A 21,651-nucleotide genomic window follows, 5' to 3' on the forward strand; every position below is an offset into this window, starting at 1 on the left:
CCCCTACGTATTCGCACAGGGGTCGGATCATCGTACTGTGCGCTGCCCGGCCGCTCGCCGCTCAGTCCAGCACCGGCAGCAGCTCCGGGAGGTGCCCGTCGGACGCCTCCGCCGCCCGCTGACGCTCCTCGGACACCTCGCCGTACACGGTCGTACGGGGCTTCGCCGGACGGCCGGCGGCCTCGGCCACGGCGATCAGGTCGCGTACCGACTTGTACGAGCCGTAGGAGGAGCCCGCCATACGGGAGATCGTCTCTTCCATCAGCGTGCCGCCGAGGTCGTTGGCGCCCGAGCGGAGCATCTCCGCCGCACCCTCCGTACCCAGTTTGACCCAGCTTGTCTGGATGTTCGGGATGTGCGGGTGCAGGAGGAGGCGGGCCATCGCCGTCACCGCCCGGTTGTCGCGCATGGTCGGGCCCGGGCGCGAGATGCCCGCGAGGTAGACGGGGGCGTTGGTGTGGATGAAGGGCAGGGTCACGAACTCCGTGAAGCCGCCGGTCTGCTGCTGGATGCGGGCCAGGGTGCGCAGATGGCCCAGCCAGTGGCGGGGCTGGTCGACATGGCCGTACATCATCGTGGAGGAGGAGCGGATGCCCACCTCGTGGGCGGTGGTGACGACCTCGATCCAGGTGGCGGTGGGGAGCTTGCCCTTGGTCAGGACCCACCTCACCTCGTCGTCCAGGATCTCCGCCGCCGTGCCGGGGATGGTGTCCAGGCCCGCCTCCTTCGCCGCGGTCAGCCACTCCCGGATCGACATGCCGGTGCGTGTCGCGCCGTTCACCACCTCCATCGGCGAGAAGGCGTGCACATGCATGCCGGGCACCCGTTCCTTCACCGCCTTCGCGATGTCGAAGTACGCCGTGCCGGGCAGGTCGGGGTGGATACCGCCCTGCATGCAGACCTCGACCGCGCCGACCTCCCACGCCTGCTGGGCCCGGTCGGCGACCTGGTCCAGGGAGAGCGTGTACGCGTCGGCGTCCGTGCGGCGCTGGGCGAAGGCGCAGAACCGGCAGCCGGTGTAGCAGACGTTGGTGAAGTTGATGTTGCGGGTGACGATGTAGGTGACGTCGTCACCGACCGCCGACCTGCGGACGTCGTCGGCGATCCCGGTCAGCGCGTCCAGTGCCGGGCCGTCCGCGTGGAGCAGGGCGAGGGCCTCGGTGTCCGTGAGCTTCGTGGGGTCGTCGGCCGCGGTCGCCAGGGCCTGGCGCACGTCGGTGTCGATGCGCTCGGGTGCCATGCCGGGGGCGGCCGCCTCACGCAGGGCGCCCCAGTCGCCGTACACCTCGTCGAAGTCGTCGCGCCGGTCGGTCGTACGGCCCTCGGTGTCGATGGTGGTGTGCAGGTCGGTGCGGCCGGAGGCGGTGAAGACCTCCTCGGGCTCCTGCCACGGATGGCCCTCGACGACCGCGCCGGAGACCGCCAGGCCCGTCTCCGGGTCCGCCAGCGCGGCCACGTGCGGGCGCAGCCGCGGGTCCAGCCAGGGCTCGCCGCGGCGCACGAACTCCGGGTACACACAGAGACGTTCCCGCAGCTCGAAGCCGGCGGCGGCCGACTTCCGGGCCAGCTCCTCGATCTGCGGCCAGGGACGTTCGGGGTTGACGTGGTCGATGGTCAGCGGGGAGACCCCGCCCCAGTCGTCGATGCCGGCCGCGATGAGGCGTTCGTACTCGCTGTCGACCAGGTTGGGCGGGGCCTGGATGTTGCCGGCCGGACCCATGACGAGGCGGGCCACCGCGACCGCGGCGACCAGTTCGTCCAGCTCGGCGTCCGGCATGCCGCGCATCGCCGTGTCCGGCTTGGCGCGGAAGTTCTGGATGATCAGTTCCTGGATGCCGTGGTACGAGCGGGCCACGCGGCGCAGCGCGAAAAGGGACTCGGCCCGCTCCTCGTACGTCTCGCCGATGCCGATCAGGATGCCCGAGGTGAACGGGACCGAGGAACGGCCCGCGTCCTCCAGGACCCGCAGCCGGACGGCGGGTTCCTTGTCGGGGGAGCCGTGGTGCGGGCCGCCCGGCTCGGACCAGAGGCGGGTCGCGGTCGTCTCCAGCATCATGCCCATGGACGGGGCGACCGGCTTCAGCCGCTGGAAGTCGGTCCAGGACATCACGCCGGGGTTGAGATGCGGCAGCAGGCCGGTCTCCTCCAGGATGCGGATGGAGATGGCCCGGACGTAGGCGATCGTGTCGTCGTAACCGTGCGCGTCGAGCCACTCGCGCGCCTCCGGCCAGCGGTCCTCGGGCTTGTCGCCGAGGGTGATCAGGGCTTCCTTGCAGCCGAGGGCCGCACCCTTGCGGGCGATGTCGAGGACCTCGTCCGGGGACATGAACATCCCGTGCCCGTCCCGGCGCAGCTTGCCGGGGACGGTGACGAACGTGCAGTAGTGGCACTTGTCGCGGCACAGGCGGGTGAGGGGGATGAAGACGCTCTTCGAGTACGTGATGACACCCGGGCGGCCCGCTTGTTCCAGACCGGCGTCGCGCACGCGGGCGGCGGACGCGGCGAGGTCGTCGAGTGCCTCGCCGCGCGCCTGGAGCAGAACGGCGGCCTCGGAGACGTCGAGGGCGACACCGTCCCGGGCGCGTTTGAGGGCGCGACGCATGGAGTTCTCGGTGGGGCCGCCGGTTCCGGGGATCGCGGAAGTCGTCATTCTTTGAGCATACGTTCGGGCTGGGCGGGTTCAGTGGGCCCGGGGGCGTGCTGCGCGTGGGCGACTGCGGGTGCGTTGTGGCTGGTCGCGCCCACGCGGCGGTGGCCGCACATCGATACAGTCCCGCGCCCCTGAAAGAAGGGGCGCCACAGTGTGCCCCTTCGGGGGCGCGGGCAACTCCCTCACAGGTACTGAGCACACGCGTCCAGCACGCCCAGCACCTCCCCCTCCCCCGCCGGCGGCAGCTGCACCACGACCTCCTCGATCCCCAGCTCGGCATAGTGCGCCAGCTTCCCCGCCGTCGGCTGCACCGCGTACGGCACCACCTGGAGCGCCCCCGGATCACGCCCCGCCCCGGCCCACACCTCCCGCAGCGCCGGCACCGACTCCGCCAGCCCGCGTCCCCCGATCGGCATCCACCCGTCGGCATACTCCGCGATGTGTGCGAACAGCTTCGGCCCCGCGGCCCCGCCGACCAGCGTGCGGGGCCCGACGACCGGCCCGCGCGGCTTCTGCGCCGGCTTGGGGAACGCTTGGCTCGCCCGTACGCCCCCGAACTCACCTTCGTAGGCGGTCGGTTCCGCCGTCCACAGCGCCCGCATCAGGGCCATCCGGTCCCGGGTCAGCTCCCGCCGGGTCCGCCACCGCACCCCGTGGTCCGCGGCCTCCTCGACGTTCCAGCCGAAGCCGACGCCGAGGGTGAAACGGCCGCCGGACAGGTGGTCGAGGGTGGCGATCTGCTTGGCGAGGTCGATCGGGTCGTGCTGGGCGACCAGGGTGATGCCGGTGCCGAGGCCGAGGCGCTCGGTGACGGCGGCGGCCTGGCCGAGGGCGACGAAGGGGTCGAGCGTACGGCCGTACTCACGGGGCAGGTCGCCGCCGGCCGGGTACGGGGTGGTCCGCTCGACCGGGATGTGCGTGTGCTCGGGCAGGTACAGCCCGGCGAATCCGCGGGCCTCCAGCTCGCGGGCGAGCCGGACGGGGGTGATGGTCTCGTCGGTGAGGAAGATCGTGACGGCTATACGCATGGGGCATCTGTACCGGGGGTGGCGCGATATGTCCATACCGACTGGTCGGCATCACGCGCCCCACCTTTCACACTTCTGTCCACACGGCTATGCACGTGACATACGGATGCCTGTGGATTCCCTGTCCTTCCATGGGAGTTCACGTCGGGAGAGGAGAGTCGACGGCATGTGTGAGGACACGCACGGCATCGGCAGACGCGCGCTGTTCGTGACGGGCGCGGCGGCAGCCCTTACGTTGGGAACCGTGAGCTTCGCAGCGGCGGACGGTCAGGGCCAGGGGACTCAGCAGACGGCGACGGTACGCGGCACGCTGCCGCCCGGCTGCCCCGACTTCGTGTACGTACCGGTCGAGGTACCCGCCGGTGTCCGGGAGATCAAGGTCTCCTACACCTACGACCGGCCGAGCGTCCCGGCCGGCACCACGGGCAACGCCCTCGACATCGGCCTCTTCGACCAGCACGGCACCGAGCTGGGCGGCAAGGGCTTCAGGGGCTGGTCGGGCGGGGCGCGCACGGAGTTCTTCGTCCGCGCCGACGACGCGACCCCCGGCTACCTTCCCGGCCCGGTCCACGCCGGCACCTGGTATGTCGCCCTCGGCCCCTACACGGTCGCCCCACAGGGCCTGAACTACGAGCTGACGATCACGCTGACGTACGGCGAACCCGGCACCCCCGTCCGGCCCGTGTACCCGCCGTCCCGTGCGAAGGGCCGGGGCCGGGACTGGTACCGGGGCGACTGCCACCTGCACTCCTGGTACTCCGACGGCCGCCGCACCCCGGCCGAGATCGCGGCGCTGGCCCGCGCGGCCGGCCTGGACTTCATCAACTCCTCCGAGCACAACACGCACGCGTCGCACGCGCACTGGGCCGACCAGGCCGGCGACGACCTGCTGATCATGCTCGGCGAGGAGATCACCACCCGCAACGGCCATGTCGTCGCTCTCGGCACCGACCCGGGCACCTTCGTCGACTGGCGCTACCGGGCCCGGGACAACCGGTTCGGCAGGTTCGCCCAGCAGATCCACAGGGCCGGCGGTCTGGTCGTACCGGCGCATCCGCACGCCACGTGTGTGGGCTGCGCCTGGAAGTTCGGGTTCGGGGACGCGGACGCGGTCGAGGTGTGGAACGGCCCCTACACCCCCGACGACGAGGTGGCCCTGAACGCCTGGGACGCCACGCTGGTCGCCTCGGTACGTGACGACAAGGAATGGCTCCCGGCGATGGGCAACAGCGACGCGCACCGCGACCCGGACGCCGTCGGCGCGCCCCAGACGGTCGTCCTCGCCGACGACCTGACCCGCGAGGCCATCCAGGACGGTCTGCGCGCGGGCCGCTCGTACATCGCCGAGTCGAAGAACGTGTCGCTCACGTTCACGGCGACCGGCGGGCGCGGCGAGCAGGCCGGGATCGGCGAGCGGCTGGAGGTGGCCGCCGACACCCCGGTGACCGTCCGCCTGGAGGCCTCCGGCGCCCCGCGCTGCACGGTCCGCTTCATCACCGACGAGGGCGTCCTGCTGACCAGCGACCCGCTCCCGGTGGCCGGCTCGGGCGTGGTCGAGTGGCAGACGACCCCGCAGTACGCGGCGTACGTGCGCGCGGAGTTGCGCCACGAGACGGCGGCGGGCCCGGTGCCCGGGGCCCTGGCGGCCCTGACGAACCCGATCTTCCTGGGCAGATAGCACCCACGCGCACGGTGTAGGCGGGCGGAAGCTCGCCGTCGCCGGTCACCGCCACGAGCAGCGCGTCGAGGGCCACGGACACCAGGCGCCGGCCGGCGGACCGCACGGGCACGTCACCAACGTCGATCCGCCGCACCTCGCTCCAGCTCCGGTACATGCCGTGGCCCATCCCGAGGACTTCGACGCCGTCCTCCGTCAGCCGTACCCCGGACGCCGTGCCGACGGGTCGGCCCCCAGGTACACGGCGTCCTCGGTGATCCAGAACAGGCCGACCAGGGCCATCGGTGCCTCCAACAGAAGTGCCTGCTGTCGGCATGAGAGACGGCATCGGCGGCCACCCGGTTTCCCGATGCCGCAAGCACCTCGCGTGCGTGTCGGGGACCATGGAAGCAAAGGCAGCTACGGCAGCAACCATGAGGAGTCGCACGGACCATGCCGACCATGCCCCGCCCCACCGACACCCGTTTCCGCGCCACCACCGCCTTCCAGCGGCACATCGCCAACCCGCTGACCCGGCTCCTCCCCTTCCAGACCCTCCTGGAGACCACCGGGCGCAGCTCGGGGCTGCCCCGCCGTACGCCGCTGGGCGGCCGGCGGGTCGGCGGGGCCTTCTGGCTGGTGTCGGAGTTCGGCGAGCACTCGCAGTACGTCCGCAACATCAAGGCCGACCCGAGGGTGCGGGTCCGCATCGGCGGGAAGTGGCACGCGGGGACGGCCCACCTCATGCCCGACGACGACCCGGTGGCCCGGCTGCGCACCCTGCCCCGGGGCAACAGCGCGGCCGTACGGCTGCTCGGGACGAACCTGCTGACGGTGCGTGTGGACCTGGACGGCTGAGCGGGCCCGGGTGCCGGCCGCCGGACCCGACCCGCTCCGCTGCCGCCCCGGCGGCTACCCCTGCCCCGCCCGCAGTCCCGGCGTCGCGTCGAGCAGGCTGTCGAAACCCGACGGCGGGCGGCCCAGGAGTTCCGTCACGTCGTCGGTCGCCCGGTCGTAGCGGTTCTCCCCGTGCAGGCGGGCCATCGTGGCGATGTGGTCGGAGACGTGCTGCGTCAGGCCCAGCGGCTTGAGGTCGTGCTCGATCCATTCGTCGTACGGCACGTCGACGTACGTCACGGTGCGCCCCAGCGCCTCGGAGAACTCGGCGGCGATCGCGGTCATGTCGCGGGAGGCGGCGCCGGTCAGTTCGTAGACCCGGCCGACCGGTGGTGACGGGTCGAGCAGCAGCCGGGCGACCACCGCGGCCACGTCGCGGGCGGCCACCGGCGAGGTGCGTGCGGTGCCGAAGGGGAGGCGGATGGTGCCGTCGCGTCGGACGGAGGCGACGGCGAGCATGCCGAAGAGCGGGTTCTCCATGAACACCGTCGGCCGGACGTGGACGACCGGCAGCCCGGACCAGTTGAGGACGTGTTCGGAGAGCCAGTGCAGCCGCTGCTGGTGCGACTCCGCGCTGCTGGTGAGGGTCATCTGGGAGACGGTCATCTGTGACATGTGCACCAGCAGTTCGAGGCGCCCGCCCGCAAGGACCGCCGCCGCCACGGTCGCCGTGGCCTCCAGGTACGCGGGCGACGGGCTCATCCCGTAGTAGGCCCTGCGGCACCCCTCCAGTGCGGCCACCACGTCCGCGCCGCGCGTGAGGTCGCCGACGACCACCTCGACGCCCTCGACGGCCCGCAGCGCGGTGGCGCGGTCGTCGTCGTGGTGGACGAGGGCGCGGACCGGCAACCCGTGCCGGCGCAGTTCCGTGACGACCCTCCCGCCCACGCCTCCGACGCCACCGGCGGCCCCGGTGACCAGGATCGGATCAGTACTCGGCAAGACGTCCTCCCGCAGTCGGCAACCCGCCCCGCCTTTCTACGGGACGCCGACCGCCTCCCGGCGCGCCCCGCCGCGCGGACCACACGGCAGGAGCAGCGGCCGTTGCCGACGCGGTCCCCTCACCCCGGCCAGACGATCGCCTGCACCTCGCTGTAGGCGTGCAGGGCGTAGGAGCCGACGTCCCGGCCCACCCCGCTCTTCTTGAAGCCGCCGAAGGGGGCCTCCATGTTCCGCCCGACGGTGTTGATGCCGACGCCCCCCGCCCGAAGCCGCCGCGCCACCCGGAAGGCACGGGCCACGTCTCCCGACCAGACGTAGTCGATGAGGCCGTAGTCGGAGTCGTTGGCGAGGGCGATGCCCTCTTCCTCCTCGTCGAAGGGGATGACGGAGACGACCGGGCCGAAGATCTCCTCGCGGGCGGCGCGCATGTCGTTACGGCAGTCGGCGAGCACCGTGGGCCCGAGGTAGAACCCCCGTTCCAGAGGCGGTCGTTCCCCGCCCGTCACCACCGTCGCGCCCTCCTTCCCCGCGAGTTCGACGTACGACTCCACCCGCGCCCGGTGTTCGGCCGTGATCAGCGGTCCGACCACCGTGTCCGGTGCCGTCGGGTCGCCCACCTTCAACCGGCCCGCGTAGGCGGCGAGTTGCTCCACCAGCCGGTCGTACAACGGTCGCTGCACCAGCACCCTCGTGGGCGCCGTGCAGATCTGCCCGCTGTAGAAGGAGAAGGTGGTGCCGATGCCCGCCACCGCCGAGCCGACGTCCGCGTCCGCGAAGACGACCGCCGCGCCCTTTCCGCCCAGCTCCATCAGCTGCCGCTTCATGTCCCGCCCGCACACCTCGGCGATGCGCTGCCCGACGGCCGTGGACCCGGTGAAGCTCACCATGTCGACGTCGGGCGAGGCCACGGCGGTCTCGCCGACGCCGGTCGACCGGCCGGAGACGACGTTCACCACGCCCGGTGGGGCGCCCGCCGCCTCCAGCGCCTCCGCCATCCGGTAGACGGACAGGGGGTCCTGCGGGGCCGGTTTCACCACCACCGTGTTGCCCATCGCGAGCGCGGGCGCGACCTTGCCCGCCGGGTTGGCCCACGGGTTGTTGTAGGAGGTGATGCAACTGACCACTCCCACCGGCTGGCGCACGGCCAGCGCGCCCATCACGCCCGCCTTCCCCTCCCCCACTGCCCTAAAGGCGTGGGAGGTGCCCCCATGGCCGGCCTCGTTGATCTGCGGGGGGATCGCCCACTCGGACGGTTCGACGGTGGCGTAGCGCCGGAAGCGGGCCGCCGCCACCCCCACCTGCATCGCCCGGGCGGTCCCTGTCGTCGCGCCGGTCTCCGCCCGGGCCAGGTCGGCGTACTCCTTCAGCCGGCCCCGGATGATGTCGGCGGCCCGGCCGAGGACCGCCGCCCGTTCCGCCGCCGGCGTCCGCGACCAGCCGTCGAAGGCCTCCCGGGCGGCCGCGCAGGCGGCCCGGACCTGCTCCTCGGAGGCCTCGGGAGCCCAGCCGACGGTCCCCTCGGTCGCCGGGTCGACGACCTCGTAGTGTCCGGCGTCGGGCTCGACCCACGCGCCCCCGACGAACAGCCGCTGCCCGTCCGCCGTATCGCTCACCGGGTGCTCACCGTCCGGGTGTCCCGGCCGGACCGCAGTACCTTTCCGGGTACGGCGCCGCTCACCACGTCGTCGCGGATGGCCTCGACGCCGTTCACCCAGACCGCCCGTATCCCGATCGCCTTCGAGTCCAGGCGGGGACTGTCTCCCGGCAGGTCGTGGACCAGGGTGGCCTGGCCGGCGGCGATCCGCTCGGGGTCGAAGAGCACGAGGTCCGCATGCCAGCCCTCCGCGATCCGGCCGCGCTCGCGCAGCCCGAAGAGCCGGGCGGGATCGCCGGTCAGCATCTTGACCGCCTGTTCGAGTCCGAGCAGCTTCCGGCCGCGCAGACAGTCACCGATGAACCGGGTCGTGTACGGCGCCCCGCACATCCGGTCCAGATGCGCCCCGGCGTCCGACCCGCCCAGCATCACGTCCTCGTGCTGCCAGGTCTCGGCGCGCAGCGCCCAGGAGGCGGGGTCGTTGTCGGTGGGCATGGGCCACAGGACCGTACGGAGTTCGTCCGCCGCGCAGATCTCGACGAGGCAGTGGAAGGGGTCCTGCCCGCGTTCCGCCGCGATGTCCTTGACCACCCGGCCCGACAGCCCGGCGTTGGCCTCGCTGTAGGTGTCACCGATGACGTACCGCCCGAAGTTCGCGAGCCGCCGGAAGACACCTGCCTCCTTCGAGTGGGCGCGCTCCAGCATCCCCGCGCGGACGTCCGGGTCGCGGAGCTTGTCGATCCGCTCCGGTACCGGCAGCCCGAGGATCGGGCCCCACCCGGGTATCAGGTTCAGCGCGCAGAAGGTCCCGAGGGACATGTTCATCGGCGTGAGGATCGGCATGGTCAGCGCCACGACCCGGCCGCCCGCCTTCCGGGCCCGCTCACTGGCCTGGAGCTGGCGGGGGACGCGTTCGGGCACGGCCGCGTCGATGGTCAGCACGTTCCAGTTCAGGGGCCGTCCCGCCGCCGCGCTCATCTCGGCGAACAGTTCGATCTCGGCGTCGCTGAACTGGTCGAGGCAGCCGGCGACGATCGCCTCGATCTGGGTGCCCTCGTGTTCCCCGACGGCCCTTGAGAGGGCCAGCAGTTCCTCGGGGCGGGCGTGCCGGGAGGCGACCGGCTGTCCGTCGCCGTCCGAGTGGGTGGAGGACTGGGTGGTGGAAAAGCCCCAGGCGCCCGCGTCCATGGCCTCGTGCAACAGCCGTACGATCCCGGCGAGTTGCTCCTCGCTGGGCTGCCCGCCGACCGCATCCGGGCCCATCACGTACCGGCGCAGGGCACAGTGCCCGACCATGAACCCGGCGTTGACGGCGATCCGCCCTTCGAGCGCGTCGAGATACTCCCCGAAGCCGGTCCAGCTCCAGGGCGCCCCTTCCTCCAGGGCGACCAGCGACATGCCCTCGACCTTGGACATCATGCGGCGGGTGTAGTCGGCGTCCCCCGGCTTCAAGGGGGCGAGGGTGAACCCGCAGTTCCCGGCGGCGACGGTCGTGACGCCGTGGTTGAGGGAGGGGGTCGCGTACGGGTCCCAGAAGAGCTGTGCGTCGTAGTGGGTGTGGGGGTCGACGAAACCGGGGGCGAGGACGAGCCCGGCGGCGTCCTCGATGGTGCGGGAATCCTCGGTGACGGTGCCGACGATGGCGATACGACCGTCGCGGATACCGACGTCGGCGGTGAACGCGGGTGCACCCGTCCCGTCGACGACGGTCGCGCCCTTGATGAGGTGATCAAGCATGGGGCTCCCTTTTCAGCTCCGGTACCGAAAACGGGCGCGGGAATGTATCGATGTGCGGCTCCGCCGCGTGAGCGCGACCAGCCGCAACGCACCCGCGCCCCGCAACGGCGATTACGCGGCACCCCGGAATCGGGTCGTCCGGTGCACGGGATCCGTATCGATCTTCGGAATCACGTGCTCCCCGATCAACCGGATCGTCTGCAGCGTCTCCTCCTTCGGCACCCCCACCGGCAGCCCGAAGCTCAGCTGGTCCGCGCCCGCCTGCTCCCACCGCTTGCACTGCCGCAGCACCTCGTCCGGATCGCCGCAGATCAGCAGTTCCTCCTCGACGAGCAGCTCCACGAACTCCGGTGTGTACTCGGGCAGCGTCTCCGGCCACACCGGGAAGCCCTCGGGCCGCGGGAACGTGTCGTGGTACCGGAACACCAGCGAGGGCAGGTAGTGCAGCCCCCCGGACGCGGCGATCCGGATCGCCTCGTCGTGCGTCGGCGCGCAGATCGCCGTCGTCGTCACCATGACGTTGTCGTTGACGAAGTCACCCACCGGCTCCGCGTTCACGATCGCCGTCTTGTACTGCTCGAGCACCCACTCCATGTCGGAGACCTTCTGAATGCTGAACCCGAGGACACCGAGCCCCTTCTTCGCCGCCATGGCGTACGACGGCGGCGACCCGGCCGCGTACCACATCGCCGGGTGGGACCTGCCGTACGGCTTCGGCAGTACCTTCCGCGGCGGCAGCTGCCAGTGCTTGCCCTGGAAGCCGGCGTACTCGTCCTGGAGCCACATCTTGGGGAACTCGGCGATGGTCTCCTCCCAGATCTCCTTGGTGTAGTTCATGTCGGTGATGCCCGGCAGGAACCCGAGGATCTCGTGGGAGCCGGCGCCGCGTCCGCTGCCGAACTCGAAGCGGTTGCCGGTGAGGTGGTCGAGCATGGCGACCTTCTCGGCGACCTTCACCGGGTGGTTGACCTGGGCGAGGGGGTTGAAGATGCCGGAGCCGAGGTGGATGCGCTCGGTCGCGTGCGCGAGGTAGCCCAGGAAGACGTCGTTCGCCGACAGGTGCGAGTACTCGTCCAGGAAGTGGTGCTCGGAGGCCCAGGCGTACTTGAAGCCGGACTTGTCCGCCTGGATGACGTACTCGGTCTCCTCCATCAGTGCCTTGTGCTCGGCCAGCGGGTCGGTCTCGGCGCGCTTGCCCACGTATCCCTGTACAAAGAGCCCGAATTCCAAGGCGGTTCACCGTCCCATATTCTCTGACGCTTCGTCAGATACCGTCGTTGGCCGACTGTCGCACCGGCCGCTTCCACCGTCAATAGCTGATGGTCCGTCAGATTACCGAGACCCCGGCCAGCCAGCCCCCGTCGATCACGAACGGCTGCCCGGTGATGTACGACGAGTCGTCCGAGGTCAGGAACAGCGCCAGCCTGGCCACCTCCTCCGCCCGTCCGATCCGGCCCAGCGGCACCAGCTTGCGGTACAGCTCGTCCAGGGCGCGGCTCATCTCCTCCGGGTCGGCGGTCGGGTCGAGCCGCGCCGGGTTGGACATCGCCGTGTCGATGGCGCCCGGGCAGATCGCGTTGACCCGTATCCGCCGGTCGGCCAGCTCCAGTGCGGCGACCCGGGTGAGCCCGAGCACCGCGTGCTTGGTCGCGGCGTAGGTGCCGACCGCCGCCATGCCGGTGAGTGCGGTGTAGGACGCCGTGTTGACGATGGTCCCGCCGTCGGCCAGCTCCGGCGCCACCGTCTTGATGCCCAGGAAGCAGCCGACCTGGTTCACCTGCACGACCTGCATGAACTCGTCGAGGGGTGTGTCCACGAGCGCGTTGAACCGCAGGATGCCCGCGTTGTTCACCAGCCCGTCGAGCCGGCCGTACGCCTGCTTCGTGGCGGCGACGGCGGCCTGCCACTCCTCCTCCACGCCCACGTCCAGGTGGACGTAACGCGCCCCGATCTCCTTGGCGAGCGCCTCGCCCAGGTCGTCCAGCACATCCGCCACGACCACGCTCGCGCCCTCCTCGACGAAGAGCCGCGCCTCCTGCTCGCCCTGTCCGCGCGCCGCCCCGGTGACGATGACGACCCGCCCGTCCAGCTTGCCCATGCCACCCGCTCCTCAGCTCAGACGGGGCGCGACATCCGCCCCGAACACGCCTATCTGGTCGATGAGTTCGGCCCGGCTCCGGCTGCGGAACCGCACCTGGATCTGGTGCACGCCCATCGCGGCGTAGGCCCGCAGCGACTCGGCGAGGGCCTCGGGGGTGCCGGTGAGGGTGTGGCGGCCGACGTCCCACTTCGGTGTGCCGACGTAGAGCGGCTCGGTGATCGCACCGATGGTCAGCGGCTCCATGCTGCGTCCAGTAGCGGCTCCGCCGCGGGCGGCCTCCTCGCGCAGCCGCCGCAGCCGGGCGATCTGGTCGGGCAGCCGGTCCCTGGGGTCGCCCTGCGGCAGCCAGCCGTCGCCCTTGAGCGCGGCCCGGCGTACGGCGGCCGGTGACGAGCCGCCGACCCACACGGGCACCCGGCGCTGGGCGGGACGGGGCCGCTGTCCCAGCCCCTCGAAGTCGTAGAACTTCCCGTGGTGGGTGGGGAACTCGTCGGGGCCGAGGGCGGCACGCAGCGCGTCGATCGCCTCGTCCAGGACCGCGCCCCGCTGCCCGAAGTCCACGCCCAGCACCTCGAACTCCTCCCGCACATGCCCCGCCCCGACCCCGAGGATCAGGCGGCCGCCGGAGAGGTGGTCGAGGGTCGCGTACTGCTTGGCGGAGAGGAGGGGGTGCCGCAGGCCCACGACGGCGACGTGACTGAGCAGCCGTACCCGCTCGGTCACGGCGGCCAGGTGGGCGAGGGTGGCGACCGGGTCGTACCAGACCGTGCTCATCGCGGGGGCGAGCCGGTGCGGGATCGCCGCATGGTCGCAGACGGCGAGGTAGGCGAAGCCGGCCCGGTCCACGGCACGGGCGATCTCGACCAGGTCCTCGGCGCCCGCGGCCGCCTCCCAGTCCTCGGCGTAGATCGTGGACTGGGACTGGACGGGGAGCTGGATGCCGTAGTCGGTCACCTCGGACCGCCGTCCCAGAGGCCCTCCGGGGTCAGGCCCAGCAGGTCGATGGCGTTGCCGCGGACGATCCGCCGGATCACGTCCGGGGCCAGGTGGCCCATCTGGGCCTCACCGACCTCCCGCGACTTCGGCCAGGTGGAGTCGGAGTGGGGGTAGTCGGTCTCGTACAGCACGTTGCCGAGGCCGATCGCGTCGAGGTTCTGCAGGCCGAAGGCGTCGTCGAAGAAGCAGCCGTAGACGTGCTCGGCGAAGAGTTCGGAGGGCGGGCGGGTGACCTTGTCGGCGACGCCGCCCCAGGCGCGGTTCTCCTCCCAGACGACGTCGGCGCGCTCCAGGATGTAGGGGATCCAGCCGATCTGGCCCTCCGCGTACATCACCTTCAGGTTGGGGAAGCGCTCGAACTTGCCGCTCATCAGCCAGTCGACCATCGAGAAGCAGCAGTTGGCGAAGGTGATCGTCGAGCCGACGGCCGGTGGGGCGTCGGCGGAGGTGGAGGGCATACGGCTGCTGGAGCCGATGTGCATGGCGACGACCGTGCCGGTCTCGTCGCAGGCGGCGAGGAAGGGGTCCCAGTCGTCGGTGTGGACGGAGGGGAGCCCGAGGTGCGGGGGGATCTCGGAGAAGGCGACGGCGCGGACGCCCCGGGCCGCGTTGCGGCGGACCTCCGCGGCCGCCAGTGCGGCGTCCCACAGGGGGATGAGGATGAGGGGTATGAGCCGGCCCTGGGCCAGCGGGCCGCACCACTCCTCCACCATCCAGTCGTTGTAGGCCTGGACACAGAGCAGGGCCAGTTCGCGGTCCTTGGCCTCGGTGAAGGTCTGTCCGCAGAAGCGGGGGAAGGTCGGGAAGCAGAGGGCGGACTGGACGTGGTTGACGTCCATGTCGGCGAGCCGCTGCGGGACGTCGTACGACCCCGCCCGCATCTGTTCGTAGGTGATCACCTCCAGCTTGATCTCGTCCCGGCTGTAGCCGACCGCGGTGTCGAGGCGGGTGAGGGGGCGGTGCAGGTCCTCGTACATCCACCAGTCGCCTGTGGGGCCGTCCTCCCCCGGCTTGCCCATGACCGGCTTGAACCGGCCGCCGAGGAAGCTCATCTCCCTGAGCGGGGCCCGGACTATGCGTGGCCCGGTGTCCAGGTACTTCTTCGGGAGGCGGGACTGCCAGACGTCCGGCGGCTCCACGGTGTGGTCGTCGACGGAGATGATCAGCGGAAGGGTGCCGTCCTGGGTGTCCATGGCGCTCACGGTAGCGCCGATCTGACGAACCGTCAGCTACTGGGTGACGGTTCGTCAGGCAGTCGTTGACGGTCCGCCGGGGCGGGACGCGGAAACGTTCGGTCACGGACCGGGCCTGCTCACGAAGGCCACCGGACTGTGAAGGGTGTGTGGACCACCGCGTGTCGGCCTGTGATCGGTGTCTCGCCAGGCTGACGCGACTCCCGTGAACAAGGCAAACTGACGGAGTGGATCGGGATGTCTAGGGGGACGGGCATGGACGGTGGACCGCGGGTACCGGAGCAGCGGCGCCCCTCCTCCTCTGCGGAGGCGGCGGCGTTGCGCTTCAGTGTGCTCGGTCCGGTGCGCGCCTGGCGCGAGGGGCAGCCGCTCAACACCGGCTCCCCGCAGCAACGCGCGCTGCTCGCCGCCCTGTTGCTGCGCGAGGGCCGCACGGCGACCGCGGCCGAGCTGATCGACGCGCTGTGGGGCCCCGAGCCGCCGTCGCAGGCGCTGGCGGCGGTGCGGACGTACGCGTCCCGGCTGCGGAAGATCCTGGACCCGGGCGTCCTGGTCAGCGAGTCCGGCGGCTACGCGGTGCGCGGCCTCGGCGAGGGCGCCCTGGACCTGGCGGTGGTGCAGGACCTGGCGGCGGAGGCGGAGAAGGCGCGGAGCGCCGGGGATCTGGCCCACGCCCGGGACGTGCTGAACCGGGCGCTGTCCCGCTGGGACGGCGAAGCGCTGGCCGGCGTCCCCGGCCCGTACGCCGAGGCCCACCGGGTCCGCCTGGACGAGTGGCGGCTCCAACTCCTCGAATCCCGCCTGGACATGGACCTGGAGCAGGGCTGTCACGCGGAGGCGGTGTCGGAGCTGACGGCACTGACGGCGGCCCATCCGCTCCGCGAGCGCCTGCGTGAACTGCTGATGCTGGCCCTGTACCGCAGCGGCCGGCAGGCCGAGGCCCTCGCCGTGTACGCGGACACCCGCCGCCTGCTCGCCGAGGAACTGGGCGTGGACCCGCGTCCGGGCCTCCGCGAACTCCAGCAACGCATCCTCCAGGCCGACCCGGCCCTGGCGGAACCCTCCTCCCCCACGGCGGACCCCCCGGCCACCCTCGTCCGCCCCGCCCAACTCCCCGCCACCGTGCCCGACTTCACCGGACGGGCCGCCTCCGTCACCGAACTGGGCGAGGTGCTGGCGTCGGCGGAGGGCCGGGTGATGGCCGTGTCGGCGCTGGCCGGCATCGGCGGCGTGGGCAAGACCACCCTGGCCGTCCATGTGGCCCACCGGGCCCGATCCGCCTTCCCGGACGGCCAGTTGTACGTCGACCTGCAGGGCGCGGGACCCCGGGCGGCGGAACCGGAGACGGTCCTGGGCTCCTTCCTCCGTGCCCTGGGCACCCCGGACTCCGCCATCCCCGACACCCTGGACGACCGGGCGGCCCTGTACCGCTCGGTCCTGGACGGCCGCCGGGTCCTGGTCCTCCTGGACAACGCGAAGGACGCGGCCCAGGTACGTCCGCTGCTGCCGGGCACCGAGGGCTGTGCGGCGCTGGTCACCTCCCGGGTCCGCATGGTCGACCTGGCCGGGGCGCATCTGGTGGACCTGGACGTGATGTCCCCCGACGAGGCGCTCCAGCTCTTCACGAGGATCGTCGGCCAGGAGCGGGTGGCCGCCGAGCGCGAGGCGGCCCTGGACGTGGTGGCCGCGTGCGGCTTCCTGCCGCTGGCGATCCGCATCGCAGCGTCCCGGCTCGCGGCCCGCCGCACCTGGACGGTCTCGGTGCTGGCGGCGAAGCTCGCGGACGAACGCCGCCGCCTGGACGAACTCCAGGCCGGCGACCTGGCGGTGAAGGCGACCTTCGAACTCGGCTACGGCCAGCTGGAACCGGCCCAGGCCCGCGCCTTCCGCCTGCTGGGCCTGGCGGACGGCCCGGACATCTCCCTGGCGGCTGCCGCGGCCGTACTCGACCTGCCGGCAGAGGCGACCGAGGACCTGCTGGAGGCCCTGGTCGACACGTCGCTGCTCGAATCGGCGGCTCCTGGCCGCTACCGCTTCCACGACCTGGTCCGCCTCTACGCGCGTGCGTGCGCGGAACGCGACGAACAGCCCCCGAGTGAACGGGAGGCGGCGCTGTCCCGGTTGCTGGACTTCTATCTGGCGACGGCGGCCGGGGTCTACGCCCTGGAGCGGCCAGGTGACCGGCTGGTGGACCACCTGGCCACGCCCGACCACCCCGGGCTGGTCTTCGCGGACCGGCACCGGGCGCAGGACTGGCTGTACTCGGAAGCGGTGTCCCTGCTGGCGTGCGTACGGCAGTCCGCGGGCTCGGGACTCCTGACGCGGGCGGTCGACGTGCTGTGGGCCGCGGTGGACCTGGCCGAGTCCGGCACCAACTCCAAGGAGTACGCAGGAGTCGCCGCGGCACTGCGCGAGGCGGCACGCAGGGCCGAGGACCCGCACGCGGAGGCACGGGCCCTGATCACGCTGGCCTACGCCCACAGCGTCACCGGCAGGTTCGACCTGGCCGACGAGGAGGCCGGGCGGGCCCGCGAACTGACGAGCGCGTCCGTCGATCCGCTGGCGAGCTGCTGGTCGTCCAACATCCTCGGGGTGATCGCGGTCTACCAGAGCCGCAACGAGGACGGCGAGGCCCATCTCAACCAGGCGATCGAGGGTTTCCGCGCCTGCGACGACGGCCCGGGCGAGGCGAGTGCCCTGTGCAACCTCTCCCGCATCCATCTGGCCACCGGGCGGACCGAGAGCGCGGTGACCCTGGCCCGGCAGGGCACGGAGATGTACGACGCCATGGGACACGCCCTCAAGGGCGCCAACGGCCGCTACGCCCTCGGTCTCGCCCTGACCAAGCACGGCGCGCTCTGCGAGGCGACCGCCCGGTTGCAGGAGGCTCTGGAGGTGTTCCGGGACAGCCGCCAGCGCATGTGGGAGGGCATGTCCCTGTTCCGTCTGGCCGAGGTCGACCTCGCCGCGCCGCGTCCGGGGCAGGCCGCCACCAACGCCGAGGCGGCCCTGACCGTGCTGCGCGGCATCGGCGGCGACTGGCGGCGGGCCAACGTGCTGGTCGTGCTCGGGCACGCGTTGAGCGGCATCGGGCAGCCCGGCCGGGCCCAGGTCTGCTGGCGCGAGGCACTGGACCTGTTCGAGGCGCTGGGCGCCCCCGAGGCCGGCCCGGTCCGGGCCCTCCTCCAGCCGCTCGCCGTGACCTGATTGCGCCCTCGGGAGCGTTCATCGTTCGTTTATCGCCGTCCGTCACTCTCGTCGTGTCGTTCCGTCGCGTCGGGGGGCAGGCGGGCGACCTGGGCCGTTGCACTACGGTGAGCGGTCACAACGCCTGTCCGGCGGGCTCGGGGGAGCCGCCGGACAGGCGGCCTATTTCAGGGCACCGAACTGTCAGGGGAGCAGGGAACATGAGCGACAACACCACCACCGACAACATCCACGCGACGGACGTCGAGGACGAGACGACCGTCGGTACGGACAACATCCACGCGACGAGCGAGCCGCTGACGACCGCGAACCCCCTCAAGGTGGACGACGGCACCGCGGAGGTCGGCACGGACAACATCCACGCCACGGGCGAGACGGCCTGACCGGACCTTCCTCCACACGGGGACCGGCCGCGGCGGCACCGAGGGGGAGCCGCCGCGGCCGAGGTGTGTCCGGGGAGAGGTTCAGGTCGATCCAGGGCCAGAACCCGGGGCCCGGCGCACCGCAGGCCCGTCCCCCGCCGGGCTCCGCCGGACCCGGCGCGTCCGTGAAGGCGCTTCGCCTCGTTCGCCCGGGCGCAACCCGGGTGTCGTGGCCGGCATGCTGGACAACCCGTCCAACCTGGACCGGATCGAGATGCTGTTCCGGCTTGTGCTCGGCGTGGTCATGTCCGAGGCTCCGGCCGGCGCTGGGGACGCCGGTCCGACGTCAGGTCCGGCGTCAGGGACGACGACACCATCGTCCTGGCCCGGATCCGGCAGCCCCGGCACGACCACCAGCCCGTCGCCACCGCCCGTACGAAGCAGGCCTAGACGAGCCGGCGGCTCCGCAGCTCTCCCTTCACCACCTTTCCGCTCGCGTTCCTCGGCAGCTCCGCCACGAACTCCACCGCCCGCGGCACCTTGTAGTTCGCCATCTCCCGCCGCGCCCAGGCGATCAGGTCGTCCCCGGTCAGCACCGAGCCCCGGCGCCGCACCACGAACGCCCTGCCGACCTCGCCCAGCCGCCCGTCCGGTACGCCGATCACCGCCACGTCCGCCACATCCGGGTGCAGGCCCAGCAGTTGCTCTATCTCCGCCGGGTAGGCGTTGAAGCCGCCGACGATGAACATGTCCTTCAGCCGGTCGGTGATCCGCAGGTTCCCGGCCGCGTCCAGGACGCCGATGTCGCCGGTGCGCAGCCAGCCGTCCTCCGTCAGCGTCTCGGCGGTCGCGGTCGGGTCCTCGTAGTAGCCGCGCATCACGTTGAAGCCCCGGACCAGTACCTCGCCCGGTTCGCCCGGCGCCGCGTCCACCCGCACCCGGGTGCCGGGGATCGCCCGCCCCGACGTCGACGCGATCACCGTCGGGTCGTCGCCCCGGCGGCACATCGTCACGATCCCGCTCGCCTCCGAGAGGCCGTACGCCGTCAGGACCGTCTCGACGCCGAGTTCGCCGCGCAGCCGCTCGACGAGGAGCAGGGGGACGACCGCCGCTCCCGTCACCACCAGCCGCAGCGCCGAGAGGTCATGGGTGTCGCGGGCCGGGTGGTCGAGGAGCGACTGGTGGAGGGTCGGCGGACCCGGCAGCACCGACACCCGCTCCGCCGCCACGTTCGCCAGCACCGTCTCCACGTTGAAGACCGGCTGCGGGATCATCGTCGCCCCGCGCATCAGGCACGCGATCACCCCGGCCTTGTAACCGAACGTGTGGAAGAAGGGGTTCACGATCAGGTAGCGGTCGTCGGTACGCAGACCCGCCAGGTCGGCCCACACCTCGTACGCCCGCAGGGTCTGCGCATGCGTGATCATCGCGCCCTTGGGGCGGCCCGTCGTACCGGAGGTGAAGATGATGTCGCAGAGGCAGTCGCCGTCCAACTCGGCCGACCGGTTGGTGACTTCGTCAGTCCCCACGGCCTCCCCGGCCGCCAGGAAGTCCTTCCAGGTGCGGAAGTCCACCGGCGCGTCCTCCGACAGCACCACCACGTCCCGCAGCAGGGGCAGCCCCGGCAGCGGGCCCCGGGAGTCCCCGTCCCCGGCCGCCCTCCGCAGCGAGGCCACGTACGACGTCCCCAGGAACGTCCCCGTCACGAACAGCAGGCGCGCCCCGCTCCGCGCCAGTACGTCCGCCGCCTCCGCCCCCTTGAAGCGGGTGTTCAGCGGGACCAGGACCCCGCCCGCCGACACCGCGCCCAGCGCCGCGACGATCCAGTCCGGGGAGTTGGGCGCCCAGATGGCCACCCGGTCGCCCACCTCGACGCCGGAGGCCAGGCACGCGGCCGCCGCCCGTTCCACCCGGGCGCCCAGCTCGGCGTAGGTGATGCGGGTACGGCCGTCCACCACCGCCTCGACGTCCGCGTACCGCTGGGCCGCCGACCGCACCAGTCCCGGAACGGTCCCCCACTCCATGTCACCGCGCACAACGGCCTCCCCGGACGGATAGCTGACTGTCCGTCAGATTAGCTGTAGCCTGACGAGCTGTCAGCAAGCCGCGACAGCCGTGGAGGTGTGGGCACATGGCCGGTCTCAAGGACGCCACCGCCATCGTCGGGATCGGACAGACCCCCTTCGCCAAACGGCTCGACGAGGACGAGAGGACCCTCGCCTGCCGGGCCGTCCTCGCCGCCCTCGACGACGCCGGGATCGCACCCGGCGAGGTCGACGCCCTCGCCTCCTTCACCATGGAGGAGACCGACGAGGTGGAGCTGGCCAAGGCGGTCGGGTTCGGGGACCTCACCTTCTTCAGCAAGGTCGGATACGGCGGCGGGGGCTCCTGCGCCACGGTCGCGCACCTCGCCGCCGCCATCGCCTCCGGCCAGGCCACGGTCGGCGTCGCCTGGCGGTCGCGCAAGCGCGGTTCCGGGCCCCGCCCCTGGACCAACACCACCGTCCAGCTCCCCACCCCGGCCCAGTGGACCCGGCCCTTCGGCCTCCTCCGGCCCGCCGACGAGATAGCCATGCTCACCCGCCGCTACATGCACGAGTACGGCGCCACCCGCGACCACCTCTTCAACGTCGCCCTCGCCTGCCGCAACCGCGCCAACCAGAACCCCGCCGCCGTCATGTACGACCGTCCCCTCACCCGCGAGATGTACATGACCTCCCGCTGGATCAGCGAGCCTCTCTGCCTCTTCGACAACTGCCTGGAGACGGACGGGGCGTTGGCGTGCGTGGTCGTCAGCAGGGAGCGCGCCAGGGACTGCGCCGGGCGACCCGTGTACGTCCACTCCGCCGCCCAGGGCCTCCCCGCCCAGCACCACGGCATGGTCAACTACTGGAACGACGACCCGCTCACCGGACCCGCCTGGACCGCCGCCCGCCACCTGTGGAAGCACGCCGACTTCACACCGGAGGACGTCGACGTCGCCCAGATCTACGACGCCTTCAGCGCGCTGATCCCCCTCTCCCTCGAGGGATACGGCTTCTGCGGACGGGGTGAGGGCGGGGCGTTCACCGAGCAGGGCGCGCTGGAGATCGGCGGGCGGCTGCCCGTCAACACCGGGGGCGGCGGGCTCAGCGAGGCCTATGTCCACGGGTTCAACCTCATCACCGAGGGCGTCAGACAGCTGCGCGGCACCAGTACCGCCCAGGTGCCCGGCGCCGCCACCTGTCTGGTCACCGCGGGCGAGGGCGTGCCGACGTCCGCCCTCCTCCTCACGAACAGGAGCTGAG

The 21,651-nt window shown here is 71.9% G+C and carries 15 protein-coding genes; 5 read left to right on the forward strand and 10 right to left on the reverse strand.

Annotated features, from left to right (window positions below; translation table 11 throughout):
- Positions 1-61: 61 nt before the first annotated feature.
- Together ACZ7OO_RS19640 and ACZ7OO_RS19645 are read right to left on the reverse strand one after the other, a co-directional pair.
- The gene (locus tag ACZ7OO_RS19640) at positions 62-2,650 is read right to left on the reverse strand and encodes a bifunctional FO biosynthesis protein CofGH (RefSeq protein ID WP_471506032.1); all 2,589 of its coding nucleotides are present in this window, start codon (positions 2,648-2,650) and stop codon (positions 62-64) included.
- Positions 2,651-2,832: 182 nt separating this feature from the next.
- Positions 2,833-3,678 (reverse strand): LLM class F420-dependent oxidoreductase, encoded by an 846-nt coding sequence (locus ACZ7OO_RS19645; protein WP_471506033.1) that lies wholly within the window; start codon positions 3,676-3,678, stop codon positions 2,833-2,835.
- A gap of 166 nt (positions 3,679-3,844) precedes the next feature.
- Between ACZ7OO_RS19645 and ACZ7OO_RS19650 the strand changes: the two genes are divergently transcribed.
- On the forward strand, positions 3,845-5,356 hold the full coding sequence (locus ACZ7OO_RS19650) for a CehA/McbA family metallohydrolase (RefSeq protein WP_471506034.1): 1,512 nt from the start codon (positions 3,845-3,847) through the stop codon (positions 5,354-5,356).
- A gap of 441 nt (positions 5,357-5,797) precedes the next feature.
- Positions 5,798-6,193, forward strand: a complete 396-nt coding sequence (locus ACZ7OO_RS19655) for a nitroreductase family deazaflavin-dependent oxidoreductase (protein ID WP_471506471.1) — start codon at positions 5,798-5,800, stop codon at positions 6,191-6,193.
- 54 nt (positions 6,194-6,247) lie between these two features.
- On the opposite strand, the gene ACZ7OO_RS19660 is transcribed toward ACZ7OO_RS19655, so the two are convergent.
- From ACZ7OO_RS19660 to ACZ7OO_RS19690, 7 genes are all read right to left on the reverse strand, one after another.
- On the reverse strand, positions 6,248-7,174 hold the full coding sequence (locus ACZ7OO_RS19660) for an NmrA family NAD(P)-binding protein (protein ID WP_471506035.1): 927 nt from the start codon (positions 7,172-7,174) through the stop codon (positions 6,248-6,250).
- 119 nt (positions 7,175-7,293) lie between these two features.
- The gene (locus tag ACZ7OO_RS19665) at positions 7,294-8,787 is read right to left on the reverse strand and encodes an aldehyde dehydrogenase family protein (RefSeq protein ID WP_471506036.1); all 1,494 of its coding nucleotides are present in this window, start codon (positions 8,785-8,787) and stop codon (positions 7,294-7,296) included.
- Positions 8,784-10,505 carry an N-acyl-D-amino-acid deacylase family protein gene (locus ACZ7OO_RS19670; RefSeq protein WP_471506037.1) on the reverse strand — a complete coding sequence of 574 codons (1,722 nt, stop codon included), beginning with the start codon at positions 10,503-10,505 and terminating at the stop codon, positions 8,784-8,786. The genes ACZ7OO_RS19665 and ACZ7OO_RS19670 overlap by 4 nt, the downstream gene beginning before the upstream one ends.
- A gap of 111 nt (positions 10,506-10,616) precedes the next feature.
- Complete coding sequence (locus tag ACZ7OO_RS19675; protein WP_352220443.1) at positions 10,617-11,735, reverse strand: LLM class flavin-dependent oxidoreductase; 1,119 nt, start codon at positions 11,733-11,735, stop codon at positions 10,617-10,619.
- A 97-nt stretch (positions 11,736-11,832) separates the two neighbouring features.
- A complete protein-coding gene (locus ACZ7OO_RS19680; protein WP_471506038.1) occupies positions 11,833-12,603 on the reverse strand; it encodes an SDR family NAD(P)-dependent oxidoreductase in 771 nt (256 codons plus the stop codon).
- 12 nt (positions 12,604-12,615) lie between these two features.
- On the reverse strand, positions 12,616-13,560 hold the full coding sequence (locus ACZ7OO_RS19685) for an LLM class F420-dependent oxidoreductase (protein ID WP_471506039.1): 945 nt from the start codon (positions 13,558-13,560) through the stop codon (positions 12,616-12,618).
- Positions 13,557-14,795, reverse strand: a complete 1,239-nt coding sequence (locus ACZ7OO_RS19690) for an amidohydrolase family protein (protein ID WP_471506040.1) — start codon at positions 14,793-14,795, stop codon at positions 13,557-13,559. Before ACZ7OO_RS19690 ends, ACZ7OO_RS19685 begins: the two co-directional genes overlap by 4 nt.
- Before the next feature lie 255 nt (positions 14,796-15,050).
- Here ACZ7OO_RS19690 and afsR point away from each other — a divergent pair, with 255 nt between their 5' ends.
- Positions 15,051-18,002, forward strand: a complete 2,952-nt coding sequence (gene afsR / locus ACZ7OO_RS19695; RefSeq protein WP_471506041.1) for an SARP-family global regulator AfsR — start codon at positions 15,051-15,053, stop codon at positions 18,000-18,002.
- A 200-nt stretch (positions 18,003-18,202) separates the two neighbouring features.
- Positions 18,203-18,385 (forward strand): hypothetical protein, encoded by a 183-nt coding sequence (locus ACZ7OO_RS19700; RefSeq protein ID WP_471506042.1) that lies wholly within the window; start codon positions 18,203-18,205, stop codon positions 18,383-18,385.
- A gap of 425 nt (positions 18,386-18,810) precedes the next feature.
- On the opposite strand, the gene ACZ7OO_RS19705 is transcribed toward ACZ7OO_RS19700, so the two are convergent.
- Positions 18,811-20,400: a FadD3 family acyl-CoA ligase gene (locus ACZ7OO_RS19705; RefSeq protein WP_471506043.1), complete on the reverse strand. Its 1,590-nt coding sequence runs from the start codon at positions 20,398-20,400 to the stop codon at positions 18,811-18,813.
- 95 nt (positions 20,401-20,495) lie between these two features.
- Here ACZ7OO_RS19705 and ACZ7OO_RS19710 point away from each other — a divergent pair, with 95 nt between their 5' ends.
- A complete protein-coding gene (locus ACZ7OO_RS19710; protein ID WP_471506044.1) occupies positions 20,496-21,650 on the forward strand; it encodes a lipid-transfer protein in 1,155 nt (384 codons plus the stop codon).
- Position 21,651: the final 1 nt, after the last annotated feature.

The organism is Streptomyces sp. NPDC111744 (genome assembly GCF_055634995.1).